This is a genomic window from Aeromonas sp. S18(2024) (genome assembly GCF_041402525.1).
GTDB classification, from domain to species: Bacteria; Pseudomonadota; Gammaproteobacteria; order Enterobacterales; family Aeromonadaceae; genus Aeromonas; species Aeromonas enteropelogenes.
Genome location: NZ_JBGLQV010000008.1, coordinates 87,091 through 100,652 on the forward strand (window position 1 = coordinate 87,091; position 13,562 = coordinate 100,652).

Genomic DNA, 13,562 nt, shown 5'->3' on the forward strand with positions numbered 1-13,562 from the left:
GGCTTTATGAGACTAACCAGTTATACAGATTTTGGATTGAGAGCCCTGCTTTATCTGGCCACCCTGCCGGAGGGAGAGCTCTCAAGTGTTGCCAAGGTATCGGCCTTGTACGGCGTGTCACGCAACCACATGGTGAAGGTGGTCAACCAGCTGGTGAAGCTGGGGTATCTGCAATCCCAGCGCGGCAAGAACGGTGGCATTCGCATGGCATGCGATCCTGCGACCGTCAACATTGGCCAGGTGATCCGGGCGCTGGAGGGAAATCTCGACGGTATCGACTGCAACTCGCCAGCCTGCCACATCGTCTCGGTCTGCCTGTTGAAGAGTGCCCTGAAGGAGGCGATGGATGCCTTCCTGGCGGTGATGGACAGCTACACGCTGCAGGATCTGCTGGCTAACCGTGACGAGTTGCAGAAGGTGTTCGGGGAGCTGATCCCGACCCTGGTGCTGGAGCCCGAGGAAGAGGGTGAATAAGCACTAAAAAGGGCTGCCAGAGGCAGCCCTTTTTCAATCTTCGTCGTGGGTATCCGGACGATAGGATGCCGGCATGATCCGCGCCATCTTCACCATGTTGTTCTCCACTTCCAGGATCTCGATGGGATAGCCCGCCAGCCGGATGCCGATGTTGGGCTGAGGGATCTCCTCCAGGTATTCGAGGATCAGGCCGTTGAGGGTCCGCGGACCGTCAATGGGCAGCTGCCAGTTCATCTCCTTGTTCAGCTCGCGCACGTTGGCCGAGCCCTCCACCAGGAAGGTGCCATCCGGCTGGGGGTGGATCTCGTCGCTGGGGGCCGGGGTCATGGAGGTGGTGAAGTCACCCACAATCTCTTCCAGGATGTCGTCCAGGGTGATCAGACCCTGGATATCGCCATATTCATCGACGATGAGGCCGATCCGCTCCTTGTTGCGCTGGAACTTGGCCAGCTGCACGTTGAGGGGCGTCCCTTCCGGAATGAAATAGATCTCGTCCACTTCCCGCAGCAGGCTCGACTTGTTGAACTGATCCTTGGCCATCAGGCGCAGGGCGTCGCGAGCGTGCAGGAAGCCCACCACGTCGTCGATGTTGTCGCGATAGAGCAGGATCTTGGTATGGGCGCAGTGGGCCAGCTGGCGCAATATGGTCTTCCAGTCGTCGTTGATGTCGATGGCGTAGATATCATTTCTGGGCACCATGATGTCCTCGACCAGCATCTTGTCGAGATCCAGGATGCTGAGCAGCATCTCTTGGTGGCGCTGGGGGATCAGGTTGCCCGCCTCGTTGACGATAGTGCGCAGCTCCTCGGTATTGAGGGAGTCATCCTTGTTCGGATTGATCCTCAGCATCTTGAGCAGGCCGCTGGTGATGCCGTTGATCATCCAGACGAAGGGCGAGAGGGGCACCATCAATCCCTTGAGCACCCAGGAGGCGGGATAGGCGATCTTCTCCGGAAACATGGCCGCCAGGGTCTTGGGGGTGACCTCGCCGAAGACCAGCACCACCAGGGTCAGGCCGAAAGTGGCGACGGCTACCCCGAGATCGCCAAACAGGCGGATACAGACGATGGTGGCGATGGCCGACGCCAGGATGTTGACCAGGTTGTTGCCGATCAGGATCAGCCCCAGCAGGCGATCGGGTCGGGACAACAGTTGCTCGACGCGGCGTGCTGCCTTGTGTTTGGTCTGTGCCAGATGCCGCAGCTTATAGCGGTTGATGGACATCAGACCGGTTTCGGAACTGGAGAAGAAGGCGGATAGAAGGATCAAGAAAACGAGAACAATCAGCAATGTGCTCGTTGAGATGCTGTCCAAGAAGGGCTCCTGTGGATGGTGTCGCTAAAGGGTAGAACGGGTCAGCTCAGCAGCACTTCTTTGACGAAGCGGCTGCCGAAGTAGGCCAGGGTCAGGATGATGCTGCCAATCAGGCTCAGGGTGATCACTTTGCGACCGCGCCAGCCATAGGTGTGATGACCCCACAGCAGCAGTACATAGACACACCAGGCCAGGATGGAGAGCACTGCCTTGTGGGACTTGCCCTGGGCGAACATGTCCTCAAGGAAGAAGAGGCCGGAGGCGATGGAAAGAGTGAGCAGCAACACACCCGCAGAGATGAGCTGGAACAGACGCTTCTCGACCGTCATCAGGGGCGGCATGGCCGGCAGCTGACTGATTTTTCTCGATTTCAGCTGCTTGTCCAGACAGGCGAGCTGCAGCGCAAACAGGCAGGCGATCATCAATACCGAGTAGGCCATCAGGGCGAGGCCGATGTGCAGCAACAGCTGGGGATGGGCTTCCAGATGGGTGATGTAGCGACCGGGAATGAGGGCGCTGGCGGCCAGCAGCAGGGCCGAGAAGCTGTAGACCACCGGCAGCAGGATCCAGCCGTTGAAGCGGCGGGTAACGCAGGTCATGAAGCAGCTGATGATGAGGCTGACCAGCGAGGCCACGTTCAGCATGCTCAGGTTCTGGCCGGAACTCAGCAGCACTTCCGAGCCGAGAGCGCCAGCGTGAGTCATCAGGGCCAGTCCAATGCAGGCGAACAGGGGGCGCTGTCCCACCGGCTTGGCGCTCAGTAACAGATGCAGGGAGGCGACGATGGCCAGCAGATAGAACGCCAGGGCCAGAACAGAGATCACGATCATAACCAGGTCGTTGTTGCACAAGCATTTAGGGATACAAGAGGCGCAGTATACATTGCACAAGATATGCTCGCCAGTTGTGCTGCCGCCGATCTGCCCATATATAGGGAGGAAGGCGCTTGCTGCGACAGTGCGGTGAATAATCGTTCTCGCGCCAGCTCTGGGTTATAATGCCCCCATTTGTTACGCCAAGAACCGGAATGCGTCATGTTTGAGAATTTGACTGAACGACTCTCGCGCACCCTGCGCAACGTCAGCGGCCGTGGCCGCCTGACCGAAGAGAACATCAAGGATACCTTGCGCGAAGTTCGCATGGCGCTGCTCGAGGCGGACGTCGCCCTGCCGGTGGTGCGTGACTTCGTCGCTCGTGTCAAGGAGCGGGCGGTGGGCCAGGAAGTGGCCAAGTCCCTGAGCCCGGGCCAGGCCTTCATCAAGATTGTGCACGGCGAACTGGTCTCCGTGATGGGGGAGGCCAACGAGCAGCTCAATCTGGCGGCCCAGCCTCCGGCCATCATCCTGATGGCGGGTCTGCAGGGTGCCGGTAAGACCACCACGGTCGGCAAGCTGGCCAAGCTGCTCAAGGAGCGCAACAAGAAGAAGGTGCTGGTGGTCAGTGCGGACGTCTACCGCCCGGCGGCTATCAAGCAGCTGGAGACCCTGGCCGGCGACATCGGCGTCGACTTCTTCCCGAGCGATGCCAGCCAGAAGCCGGTGGACATCGCCAACGCGGCCATCGATCAGGCACGCAAGAAGTTCTATGACGTGGTGATCGTCGATACCGCCGGTCGTCTGCACGTCGACGGCGAGATGATGGAGGAGATCAAACACCTTCACGCCACCATCAAGCCGGTGGAGACCCTGTTCGTGGTCGACGCCATGACGGGTCAGGATGCCGCCAACACCGCCAAGGCGTTCAACGAGGCGCTGCCGCTCACCGGCGTGATCCTCACCAAGGCGGACGGCGATGCCCGCGGCGGCGCCGCCCTGTCGGTGCGCCACATCACCGGTAAGCCGGTCAAGTTCATCGGTATGGGCGAGAAGACAGACGCGCTGGAGCCCTTCCACCCGGATCGTCTCGCCTCTCGCATCCTCGGCATGGGCGATGTGCTCTCTCTCATCGAGGAGGTGGAGCGCACCGTCGATAAAGAGAAGGCTGCCAAGCTGGCCAGCAAGGTCAAGAGTGGCAAGGGCTTCGATCTGGAAGACTTCCGCGAGCAACTGGCCCAGATGCGCAACATGGGCGGCATGATGGGGATGCTCGACAAGCTGCCCGGCATGTCCGGCCTGCCGGACAACGTCAAGGATCAGATGGATGACAAGCTCACCGTGCGGATGGAGGCCATCATCAGCTCCATGACACCCAAGGAGCGTGCCCATCCCGACCTCATCAAGGGCTCCCGCAAGCGCCGTATCGCTGCGGGTTCCGGCATGCAGGTGCAGGACGTCAACAAGCTGCTCAAACAGTTCACCGAGATGCAGCGCATGATGAAGAAAATGTCCGGCAAGGGTGGCATGCGCAAGATGATGAGCCAGATGAAGAACATGCTGCCTCCCGGCTTCGGTGGTGGCCGCGGTCCGTTCTGATTATTCGGGCTGACGTAGCGAGTGAGGGTCTGCCATTGGCAGACCCTTTTCATTGCGGCTCTGCGCAAAAAATGGCTGGCTTGGTTGCAATTATTACGAATCCAAGTAGAATTATGCGGCTTATTTTAAGCTAGGGTCCGCGTGTTTGCGGGCCTTGTTCATTAGATGTTAATGAGGACGATATGGTAACCATTCGTTTACAACGTGGTGGCGCGAAAAAGCGTCCGTTCTACCAGGTAGTAGTTGCTGACAGCCGTAACGCCCGCGACGGTCGTTTCATCGAGCGCGTTGGTTTCTTCAACCCGGTTGCTTCTGGTAACGCTGAAAAGCTGAACCTGGACCTGGCTCGTATCGAGCATTGGGTTGCTACTGGTGCCGCTGTTTCTGACCGCGTTGCCAAGCTGATCAAAGACGCTGCCAAAGCTGCTTAATCAGCCAAACGGTAAGGAGTTAAGGTGGAAAAACCTGTAGTTCTGGGCACCCTGGGTACCGTTTACGGCATCAAGGGCTGGCTTAAAGTGAACTCCTTCACCGATGTTGCCGAAGCGATTTTCGATTACAACCCCTGGCTGATCAATCAGAACGGGGCGTGGCGTGAAATTCGGGTTTCGTCCTGGAAACGTCACAACAAGGGTCTGATCTGCAAACTCGATGGTATCGACGTGCGCGAGGAAGCCCTGGCATTGACCAATGTCGAGATTGGCGTACTCGCCGATCTGTTGCCTGCGTTGCCCGAGGGCGAGTTCTACTGGCGTGACCTGATTGGTTGCTCCGTAGTGACCACCAAGGGATACGACATGGGCAAGGTGACCGAATTGATGGAAACCGGCTCCAACGATGTGTTGGTGGTTGAGGCCAATGTAAAAGATGCCTTTGGTGCAAAGGAGCGGTTGATTCCGTTCCTGGAAGAGCAGGTGATCAAGAATATTGATCTGACTGCTCGAACAATCGAAGTTGATTGGGATCCTGGTTTCTAGTTTCCCGCGGTAACACGAGTGCCGGAGGTTTCTTATGTGGATTGGGGTAATTAGCCTCTTCCCTGAAATGTTCCGAGCCATTACCGAGCACGGGGTAACGGGTCGGGCCGTCAAGAGTGGCCTGCTGCAGATTGAGTGCTGGAACCCCCGGGACTTTACCCACGACAAGCACCGTACGGTCGATGATCGTCCTTATGGTGGTGGGCCCGGCATGTTAATGATGGTTCAGCCGCTGCGTGACGCGATTCATGCAGCCAAGCAAGCGGCGGGAGACGGGGCGAAAGTCATCTATCTCTCTCCTCAGGGACGCAAGCTGACTCAAGCGGGCGTAACCGAGTTGGCGACGAATCAGAAACTGATTCTGGTAGCCGGTCGATACGAAGGTATCGATGAACGCGTGATACAAACCGAAGTCGACGAAGAGTGGTCTATCGGGGATTACGTGTTAAGTGGTGGCGAGTTGCCTGCCATGACCCTGATCGATGCGGTTTCGCGTCTGGTCCCTGGGGTTTTGGGTGATCAGGCCAGTGCCGAGCAGGACTCCTTTACGGATGGCTTGCTGGATCATCCCCACTATACTCGGCCGGAGGTGTTGGATGGGCTGGCGGTGCCCGAGGCGCTGACAAGCGGCAATCACGAAGTGATTCGGCGCTGGCGTCTCAAGCAATCGCTCGGACGAACCTGGCAAAGAAGGCCGGAACTTATTAACAACCTAGCTCTGACTGACGAGCAAGAATCACTTCTTGCCGAGTATGTCCGCGAAGTGCGTGACAGCGTTAAGTAGAGTTTTCAGTTTATCCTAGGTAAGGAAAGACAATGAGCAAGATTATTCAGCAGCTTGAACAAGAGCAAATGCGTACCGACATCCCGGCTTTTGCCCAGGGCGACACCGTACGTGTTCAAGTTCGTGTTAAAGAAGGTGGTAAAGAGCGTCTGCAGGCTTTCGAAGGCATCGTGATTGCCAAGCGTAACCGCGGTCTGCACTCTGCTTTCACCGTTCGCAAGATCTCCAACGGCGAAGGTGTTGAGCGTGTATTCCAGACTCACTCTCCGCTGATCCACAGTGTAGAACTGAAGCGTCGTGGTGATGTTCGCCGCGCCAAACTGTACTACCTGCGCAACCTGTCCGGTAAAGCTGCTCGTATCAAAGAGAAGCTCAACTAATTCGATTCGAATTGGTGTCGATATGTCGGCGAAAAGCTCGACAGGTAGTGAAAAGGCTCGCCAATGGCGAGCCTTTTTTGTTTCTGCGTCTGAACTGGCGAGGGAGCCTTACTGGTTCACCCGCACCACAGAGTTGTCCCGCCCGAAGGGGCCTGGCACATAGCCATCGGCCTCCCAGTCGTTGTCATAGAGGGTCTCCCCCTCAGGGGTGATGAGCTGGTAGCAATATTCGAAATAACCGGGCCCGTCGGTGGGCAGGTTGAGGGTGGTCTTGAACTCGCCACTCTTCATCTTTTTCAGATCGACCGGCTGCCACTGGGTGAATTCGCCCAGCAGGCGAACCTGCTCGGCGCCTGCTGCCGCCTCTTTCTCCACGGCAAAGGTGACTTTGACTTCGGGTTTTGATTTGAGGAATTGCTTGATGAGTGGCATGACGCCTCCTTGTCAGTGAGTATAAAAATTGGCTCCCGCCTATTTTTATACCAGCTTATGACAAGGATGTTGATACGGCAGGTTAAACCGGCAGGGCGAAATGGCGTTGCAGCAGGCCGTGGGTAAAGTTGATCTTGAGATAGAAGCCCCGTGGCAGCGTCATGATGGGCTGACCATCACGGCCGATGGCCCGGGTCAGCGCCTTGTTGTTGGCCGCCTTGGGTCGCAGTTGCATCACCTGGCCGTGGCGAGCACTGATCTGCTCCACTTCTCCCAGCACTATCATGTCCATCAGCTCTTCCCAATCCTGACGCAGCAGTCGATCTTCCTCTTCGTTCGGGCTCCACATCAGCGGCATACCGACTCTGCGCTCCCCGATAGGGATCTCCCTGCTACCTTCCACCGGGATCCAGAGTACCCGTGACAATTTGTTGCGCACGTTTGACTCCTCCCAGCGCTGGCCGGTAACACCGATCAACGGGGCAACGCAGACGAAGGTGGTTTCCAGCGGTTTGCCCTGAGGATCGATGGGGATCGTCTTGAGCTCGATCCCGAGATCCGGGAAGTCCTGCTCCGGCTTGCTGCCGGCACTGGCACCCAGCTGCCATTCTATCAGCTGGCCGACCCAACCCTTGTCCCGGCGCAGATCCCCGGGAACGGCTATGCCCGCCTGTGCAGCCAGCTGGGCCAGCGTGAGACCTGCCATGGCATAGGCGCGGGCCAGCAACTCCTGCTCGGATTGGGGATTGGTTGGCATACTTGGTTCCATCTTGTTCGTTCTCTCCTCGCCAGCCTGGATCCAGAGAAGGATCGCTGTTTTTATAGCCGATCCTGCATGGCGGCGGGCAAATGGGGATAATTTGGCTGTTATCAGCACATCTCAATGATTTTAAAGGGTTTTGGTTATTTTATCGAGGCCAGTAAAGAGTGGCTTTTTAGCTTAAAACAGTTGTCCAAGGGTTTGCGCCTGATGTTGCACACAGTTATCCACAGAAATCTTGGATAAGTGAATGTAACTGGGAAGAGTCGCCGAGATGTTACAAAAAAATGTGAATGCCGCCCCATTTTTACAGGGGAAAGCGGGCAGATAGTGTGCCACTCCTGTGGATAATTTGGCCGCGGTGGATCTTTGAACAGTTGGACTTGTTCACAATCCATGGCGTGGATCCTGCGGGGTCGCCATCGAGGATCCAGAACCGCTATTTTACATTTAACTATATGTATAATAATGTTTTTACTTGTTAGCTACGGGATGGGGATATACCGTTGGCATTTTTACTCATCATCAAAAAGTACTGTATATACCCGTTTACTAACAGCTTTATGCACAGTCTGGGTGGGCAACTTGCCGTCGCAGATCCTGGGATTTGTTTATAAGTATGTTTGAAATTGAAAGTTATTCATGAAACGGGGGATTCACTCCTTGTTTGCTGCCACGGGGTGAATGTGGAACAATCTCTTTATAGATTCAGCCTTTATAAGGTGATCACGTGATTGATGGCGACGGATTTCGTCCCAATGTCGGTATCGTGATCTGTAACCGTGACGGACAAGTATTGTGGGCTAAGCGCTATGGGCAGCACTCCTGGCAGTTCCCGCAGGGGGGGGTTGATGATGGTGAATCGCCGGAACAGGCCATGTATCGAGAGCTGTATGAGGAGATTGGCCTCAAGCCCGAAGATGTGACCATATTGGCCACCAGTCGTAACTGGCTAAAGTATCGCTTACCCAAGCGTCTCGTCCGTTGGGACAGTTCACCGGTCTGTATTGGCCAAAAACAAAAATGGTTCCTGTTGCAGCTGAATTCGGGCAGGGAGTCCCGGATCCAGTTTGGCTGTCATGGCCATCCCGAATTCGATGATTGGCGCTGGGTCAGCTTCTGGTACCCGGTGCGCCAGGTTGTCTCGTTCAAACGGGAGGTTTATCGTCGGGTCATGAAGGAATTTGCCCCGCTGGCGATGCCGGTCGCGGCAACCCAGGTCAACAAGAAGGATGGGCGGCGTCATCGCGCACGCTAAGGAGCACAGATTAGTTGTTAACGGAACTGAGACGTATCGTCGAGAGCATGGCCGAGGCCAATACCCTCGAGCAAGCCCTGCAGGCCCTGGTCAGCCAGACCCGGCATGCCATGAAGGTGGACTGCTGCTCCGTCTATGTCTCGGAACCCGACATGCGCCGCTACCGGCTGGCGGCCACCGATGGTCTGGCCCCCTCTGCCGTTGGCAAGGTCACTCTGCCCTTCGAGCAGGGCATCGTCGGTCTGGTGGGTCAGCGTGAAGAGCTGATCAACCTGGCCGATGCCCCCGCACACCCCAGCTTCAAGTTTCTGCCCGATGTCGCCGAGGAGGCGTTTCGCTCCTTCCTCGGCGCCCCGATCATGCATCAGCGCCAGGTGGTCGGCATCCTGGTGGCCCAGCAAAAAGAGAGTCGCCGTTTCGATGAGGGGGAAGAGTCCTTCATGGTCACCCTGGCGGCCCAGCTGGCGGCGCGCATCGCCCAGGCCCAGGCCAAGGGGTGGTTGCAGAAGACCGACTGGAGCAAGCCCCTGCGCGGCATCGCCGGGGCCAGCGGCATCGCCATGGCCAAGGCCTGGGTGTGGCGGCCCCGCAAGGCGCTCAACTCCATCACCCCGCGCAAGGATGAGGAGCACGGCAAGCAGCTGGCTCGGCTGGAAGAGGCGGTGGAGGAGGTGCGCCACGATCTGGAGAGCCTGGCGCTGCGTTTTCGCGAGAGCTACAGCCAGGACTCGGTGGCGATCTTCGATATCTACCTGCACCTGCTGAACGATCCCGGCTACATCAAGCCGATCCGCAACAAGGTGAGCAAGGAGCACTGGACGGCGGTCTCGGCGGTCAAGATCATCAGCGATCGTCTGATCGAGCAGTTCAAGGGGATGAAGGATCCCTATCTGCAGGAGCGCGCCGCCGATGTGAAGGACATCGCCCTGCGCCTCATCAGCCGGCTGGTGCAAAACGAACCGGAACATATCTCCATCGGTGAACCCGTGGTGCTGGTCGCCGATGAGGTGACCGCCACCATACTGGCCGAAGTCCCGCGCGAGTTTCTGAGCGGCGTGGTCTCCCTCAAGGGGGGCACCAACTCCCACGCGGCTATCCTGGCTCGTGCCATGGGGGTGGCGGCCATCATGGGGGTGGATCTGCCGCTCGGCGATATCGGCGGCCGCATGCTGGTGGTCGACGGCTACAGCGGCGATCTCTTCATCGAGCCCAACCAGGTGATCCTCACCGAGTATCGCCAACTGCTCAATGAGGAGCGGGCCCTCGATACCCTGGTGCGCAGTGTCGACAACCAGCCGTCGGAAACCGCCGATGGCACCCCCGTCTCCCTGCTGCTCAACGCCGGCCTCAGCGCCGATACCGAGATTGCCCTCAATCATCTGGCGGACGGGGTCGGTCTCTATCGCACCGAGATCCCCTTCATGCTGCAGGATAGCTTCCCGTCAGAGTGGGAGCAGACCGCCCGCTATCGCGGCATCCTGGAGACTTACCGTAATCGTCCCGTCTGCATGCGGACCCTGGACGTAGGGGGTGACAAGCAGCTGCCCTATTTCCCCATCGTCGAGGAGAACCCCTTCCTTGGCTGGCGGGGGATCCGGCTTACCCTGGATCACCCCGAACTGTTCCTGGTGCAACTCAAGGCGATGCTGCGTGCCAGCGAAGGGCTCGATAATCTGGCCATCATGCTGCCGATGATCAGCAGCGTGAACGAGATCAAGGCCTCCCGCCGCCTGCTGGATCAGGCCTGGCGGGAAGTGTCGGAAGAGGCGGTCGGCCGGGGAGCCGAGATCCGCTACCCCAGTCTCGGGGTGATGATAGAGGTGCCCTCCGCCCTCTATATCCTGCCGGAGATGGCTCCCCTCATCGACTTCTGGTCGGTGGGCAGCAATGACCTGACCCAGTACCTGCTGGCGGTGGATCGTAACAACGCCCGGGTCGCCAGCATCTATGACGCCTTTCATCCGGCGGTGATCCGCGCCCTGCAACTGCTGTCCGATGCCTCTCGCCGCTACCACAAGCCGGTCTCGGTCTGTGGCGAACTGGCCGGGGATCCGGTCGGCGTGCTCCTGCTGCTGGCCATGGGTTATCGCCGCTTCAGCATGAACACCCACAACATCGCCCGCATCAAGTACGTGCTGCGCCAGTCCCGGCTGGATGAGCTGACCACGCTGCTGGCGGACGGCCTCAAGCACGACAATCCCCACATGCTGCGCGGCCTGTTTGCCCGCTATCTGGAAGAACATGGGCTGGGCGGCTTGTTGCGGGCGGGCCACAAGGTCAAACAGACTGATTGATAATCATGCCTTGTCCCTGCTGACGAATGATCGGAAAATGCGGCTTTTCTTTTTGACTGGGGCCGCATATGCAGCACGACGGATATTGGGTTTTCTCGCAGATTGATCCCGTAGCATTCAGTTTGGGACCACTATCGGTACGCTGGTATGGTCTCATGTACCTGTTTGGCTTCGCGTTTGCCATGTGGTTGGCGGGGCGCCGCGCCGCCCAGCCGGGCAGTGGCTGGACCCGTGACGAGGTCTCCGATCTGCTGTTTTACGGTTTTCTCGGGGTGATCCTGGGTGGCCGAGTCGGCTATGTCCTGTTCTACAACTTCGATCTCTTCCTCGCGGATCCGACCTATCTGTTCAAGATCTGGACCGGTGGCATGTCGTTCCACGGTGGCCTCATCGGCGTCATCACCGCCATGATCTGGTTTGCCCACAAGACCAGGCGCCACTTCTTCACCGTGGCCGATTTTGTGGCGCCGCTCATTCCGTTTGGTCTCGGGGTCGGCCGCATCGGCAACTTCCTCAACGGCGAGCTGTGGGGCCGGATCACCGATGTGCCCTGGGCCATCATCTTCCCGGAGGCGGGCCCGGAGCCGCGCCATCCGTCCCAGCTCTACCAGTTCGCCCTGGAAGGGGTGGTGCTGTTCATCATCCTTAACCTGTTCTGGCGCAAGCATCCGCCGCGCGGTGCCATCTCCGGTATGTTCCTGCTGTTCTACGGCCTGTTCCGCTTCCTGGTGGAGTTTGTGCGCCAACCGGACAGCCAGCTGGGTCTCTACTTCAACGAGATCAGCATGGGCCAGATCCTGTCCACCCCGATGATCCTCATCGGAGCCCTGATGATTTGGGCCGCCTACAAGCGCCCGCAGTTGTTTGGTAATGCCGTGAAGGAGGCAAAATAATGAGAGCGTATCTCGACCTGATGCAGAAGATCCTGGATGAGGGCACCGTCAAGTCCGACCGTACCGGCACCGGCACCGTCTCCCTGTTCGGCCATCAGATGCGCTTCAACCTGGCCGAAGGCTTCCCGCTGGTGACCACCAAGAAGTGTCACCTGCGCTCCATCATTCATGAGCTGCTCTGGTTCCTCAACGGCGACACCAATACCGCCTATCTGAAAGAGAATGGCGTCAGCATCTGGGACGAGTGGGCCGACGAGAACGGCGATCTGGGCCCGGTCTACGGCGCCCAGTGGCGCTCTTGGCCGACCGCCGACGGTGGCGTGGTGGATCAGATCCAGAAGGCGGTGGACGACATCAAGCACAATCCGGATTCCCGTCGCATCATCGTCTCCGCCTGGAATGTGGGCGAGCTGGACAAGATGGCGCTGGCTCCCTGCCACGCCTTCTTCCAGTTTTATGTGGCGGACGGCAAGCTCTCCTGCCAGCTCTACCAGCGCAGCTGCGATGTCTTCCTCGGCCTGCCGTTCAACATCGCCAGCTACGCCCTGCTGACCCACATGATGGCCCAGCAGTGTGGTCTGGAAGTGGGCGACTTCGTCTGGACCGGCGGCGACGTGCACCTCTACTCCAACCACATGGAGCAGACCGCACTGCAGCTCACCCGCGAGCCGCGCCCGCTGCCGACCCTGGTGATCAAGCGCAAGCCGGACTCCATCTTCGACTACCAGTTCGAGGACTTCGAGATCCAGGGTTACGATCCCCATCCTGGCATCAAGGCGCCCGTCGCCATCTGATCCCGGCCCGAGCCTTGTCGATGCCAGTCAGTGAATGCTGACTGGCATTTTTCTTTGGCCGGACGGCGCTCTTTGCTCCGTTTGGTCGCGCTTTTCCTGCTTATGGTGGAATGAGGCCCCGGCCTCAATGGGTGTGGCCGTTGTTCTCCGGCTCGGGCTTGTGCTGCCAGATGGCCCCCAGCAGCAGCTTGAGCAGCAGCCCGGGCGGGTTGTCCAGCAGCTTGCCCGACTCCAGCAACAGCTGGCCATCGGCGCGAAAGCCGAGGCTGGCGTCTATGCTCTCATCCTCAGTGACCACCTGGATCAGCCCATGCAGGGCGCCCCGCTCTCCCGGCTGGCAATGCAGGCGCAGCTCGCGGGGCTCTCCCAGCAGAGTGAAGGCGCGACTCAGGGGAGGGGAATCTTCATAGTCCGGCCAGCTGAAGAACTGGTACTGCTCGGCGAGCGTGCCTGCCTGCTGGCAAAACTGGTCGAACAGCTGGGCAATGGCCTGGTACTCCTGATCAAGCTGTCTGGCTTGTTCCTCAATCCTTTTCATCCCTTGCTCCTTGTATATCCACTTGATCGGAAATGGTTTTTCTGACCCTGTGACAGGCATTTTCTAGATATGGAGCCAAATGCCGGAAAGGTCTGTGAGCCGGATCCAAGTTTCAGTTTGAAAACGTTATCTTGTTGAAACTGGTCGGTTTTTTTGCCCACCCGCTCACATTTGAAACGATTGTCGCTGATTAATATGGCACCACCTGGCAACGACCGGGTGCTCGACTATCGAGACTAACTACAGCGGGAAT

The 13,562-nt window shown here is 58.3% G+C and carries 15 protein-coding genes; 10 read left to right on the forward strand and 5 right to left on the reverse strand.

The annotated features are described in order from the left end of the window. Positions 1 to 6 precede the first annotated feature (6 nt). A complete protein-coding gene (locus ACB034_RS14430) occupies positions 7 to 474 on the forward strand; it encodes an Rrf2 family transcriptional regulator (RefSeq protein WP_026456667.1) in 468 nt (155 codons plus the stop codon). Between the two features lie 33 nt (positions 475 to 507). Here ACB034_RS14430 and ACB034_RS14435 read toward each other — a convergent pair whose 3' ends face one another. Further along, a complete protein-coding gene (locus ACB034_RS14435) occupies positions 508 to 1,788 on the reverse strand; it encodes an HlyC/CorC family transporter (protein WP_371173114.1) in 1,281 nt (426 codons plus the stop codon). A 41-nt stretch (positions 1,789 to 1,829) separates the two neighbouring features. Then, on the reverse strand, positions 1,830 to 2,618 hold the full coding sequence (locus tag ACB034_RS14440; RefSeq protein ID WP_371173115.1) for an inner membrane protein YpjD: 789 nt from the start codon (positions 2,616 to 2,618) through the stop codon (positions 1,830 to 1,832). 204 nt (positions 2,619 to 2,822) lie between these two features. Between ACB034_RS14440 and ffh the strand changes: the two genes are divergently transcribed. The 5 genes from ffh to rplS all read left to right on the forward strand — a co-directional run bounded on the left by ffh (position 2,823) and on the right by rplS (position 6,340). Continuing rightward, positions 2,823 to 4,199 (forward strand): signal recognition particle protein, encoded by a 1,377-nt coding sequence (ffh, locus tag ACB034_RS14445; RefSeq protein ID WP_005308693.1) that lies wholly within the window; start codon positions 2,823 to 2,825, stop codon positions 4,197 to 4,199. A gap of 182 nt (positions 4,200 to 4,381) precedes the next feature. Continuing rightward, complete coding sequence (gene rpsP, locus ACB034_RS14450; protein ID WP_005308695.1) at positions 4,382 to 4,630, forward strand: 30S ribosomal protein S16; 249 nt, start codon at positions 4,382 to 4,384, stop codon at positions 4,628 to 4,630. A 24-nt stretch (positions 4,631 to 4,654) separates the two neighbouring features. Next, a complete protein-coding gene (rimM, locus tag ACB034_RS14455) occupies positions 4,655 to 5,176 on the forward strand; it encodes a ribosome maturation factor RimM (RefSeq protein WP_124240686.1) in 522 nt (173 codons plus the stop codon). Positions 5,177 to 5,210: 34 nt separating this feature from the next. Further along, a complete protein-coding gene (trmD, locus tag ACB034_RS14460; protein ID WP_005308699.1) occupies positions 5,211 to 5,960 on the forward strand; it encodes a tRNA (guanosine(37)-N1)-methyltransferase TrmD in 750 nt (249 codons plus the stop codon). 32 nt (positions 5,961 to 5,992) lie between these two features. Then, positions 5,993 to 6,340, forward strand: a complete 348-nt coding sequence (gene rplS, locus ACB034_RS14465; protein WP_005308701.1) for a 50S ribosomal protein L19 — start codon at positions 5,993 to 5,995, stop codon at positions 6,338 to 6,340. 108 nt (positions 6,341 to 6,448) lie between these two features. Here the strand turns inward: rplS and ACB034_RS14470 are convergent, their stop codons facing one another. Together ACB034_RS14470 and mutH are read right to left on the reverse strand one after the other, a co-directional pair. Next, positions 6,449 to 6,772 (reverse strand): isoamylase early set domain-containing protein, encoded by a 324-nt coding sequence (locus ACB034_RS14470; RefSeq protein ID WP_042070451.1) that lies wholly within the window; start codon positions 6,770 to 6,772, stop codon positions 6,449 to 6,451. A gap of 82 nt (positions 6,773 to 6,854) precedes the next feature. Further along, positions 6,855 to 7,529: a DNA mismatch repair endonuclease MutH gene (gene mutH, locus ACB034_RS14475; protein ID WP_216993098.1), complete on the reverse strand. Its 675-nt coding sequence runs from the start codon at positions 7,527 to 7,529 to the stop codon at positions 6,855 to 6,857. 733 nt (positions 7,530 to 8,262) lie between these two features. Between mutH and rppH the strand changes: the two genes are divergently transcribed. From rppH to thyA, 4 genes are all read left to right on the forward strand, one after another. Then, a complete protein-coding gene (gene rppH / locus ACB034_RS14480) occupies positions 8,263 to 8,790 on the forward strand; it encodes an RNA pyrophosphohydrolase (protein WP_042070448.1) in 528 nt (175 codons plus the stop codon). 14 nt (positions 8,791 to 8,804) lie between these two features. Then, positions 8,805 to 11,084, forward strand: coding sequence for a phosphoenolpyruvate--protein phosphotransferase (ptsP, locus tag ACB034_RS14485; RefSeq protein ID WP_371173116.1), 2,280 nt, complete (start codon positions 8,805 to 8,807; stop codon positions 11,082 to 11,084). A 68-nt stretch (positions 11,085 to 11,152) separates the two neighbouring features. Continuing rightward, the gene (gene lgt, locus ACB034_RS14490; RefSeq protein WP_026457733.1) at positions 11,153 to 11,977 is read left to right on the forward strand and encodes a prolipoprotein diacylglyceryl transferase; all 825 of its coding nucleotides are present in this window, start codon (positions 11,153 to 11,155) and stop codon (positions 11,975 to 11,977) included. After that, positions 11,977 to 12,771, forward strand: a complete 795-nt coding sequence (thyA, locus tag ACB034_RS14495) for a thymidylate synthase (protein ID WP_026457734.1) — start codon at positions 11,977 to 11,979, stop codon at positions 12,769 to 12,771. The genes lgt and thyA overlap by 1 nt, the downstream gene beginning before the upstream one ends. A 124-nt stretch (positions 12,772 to 12,895) precedes the next feature. Here the strand turns inward: thyA and ACB034_RS14500 are convergent, their stop codons facing one another. Continuing rightward, positions 12,896 to 13,309, reverse strand: coding sequence for a hypothetical protein (locus tag ACB034_RS14500; RefSeq protein ID WP_201941893.1), 414 nt, complete (start codon positions 13,307 to 13,309; stop codon positions 12,896 to 12,898). Positions 13,310 to 13,562: the final 253 nt, after the last annotated feature.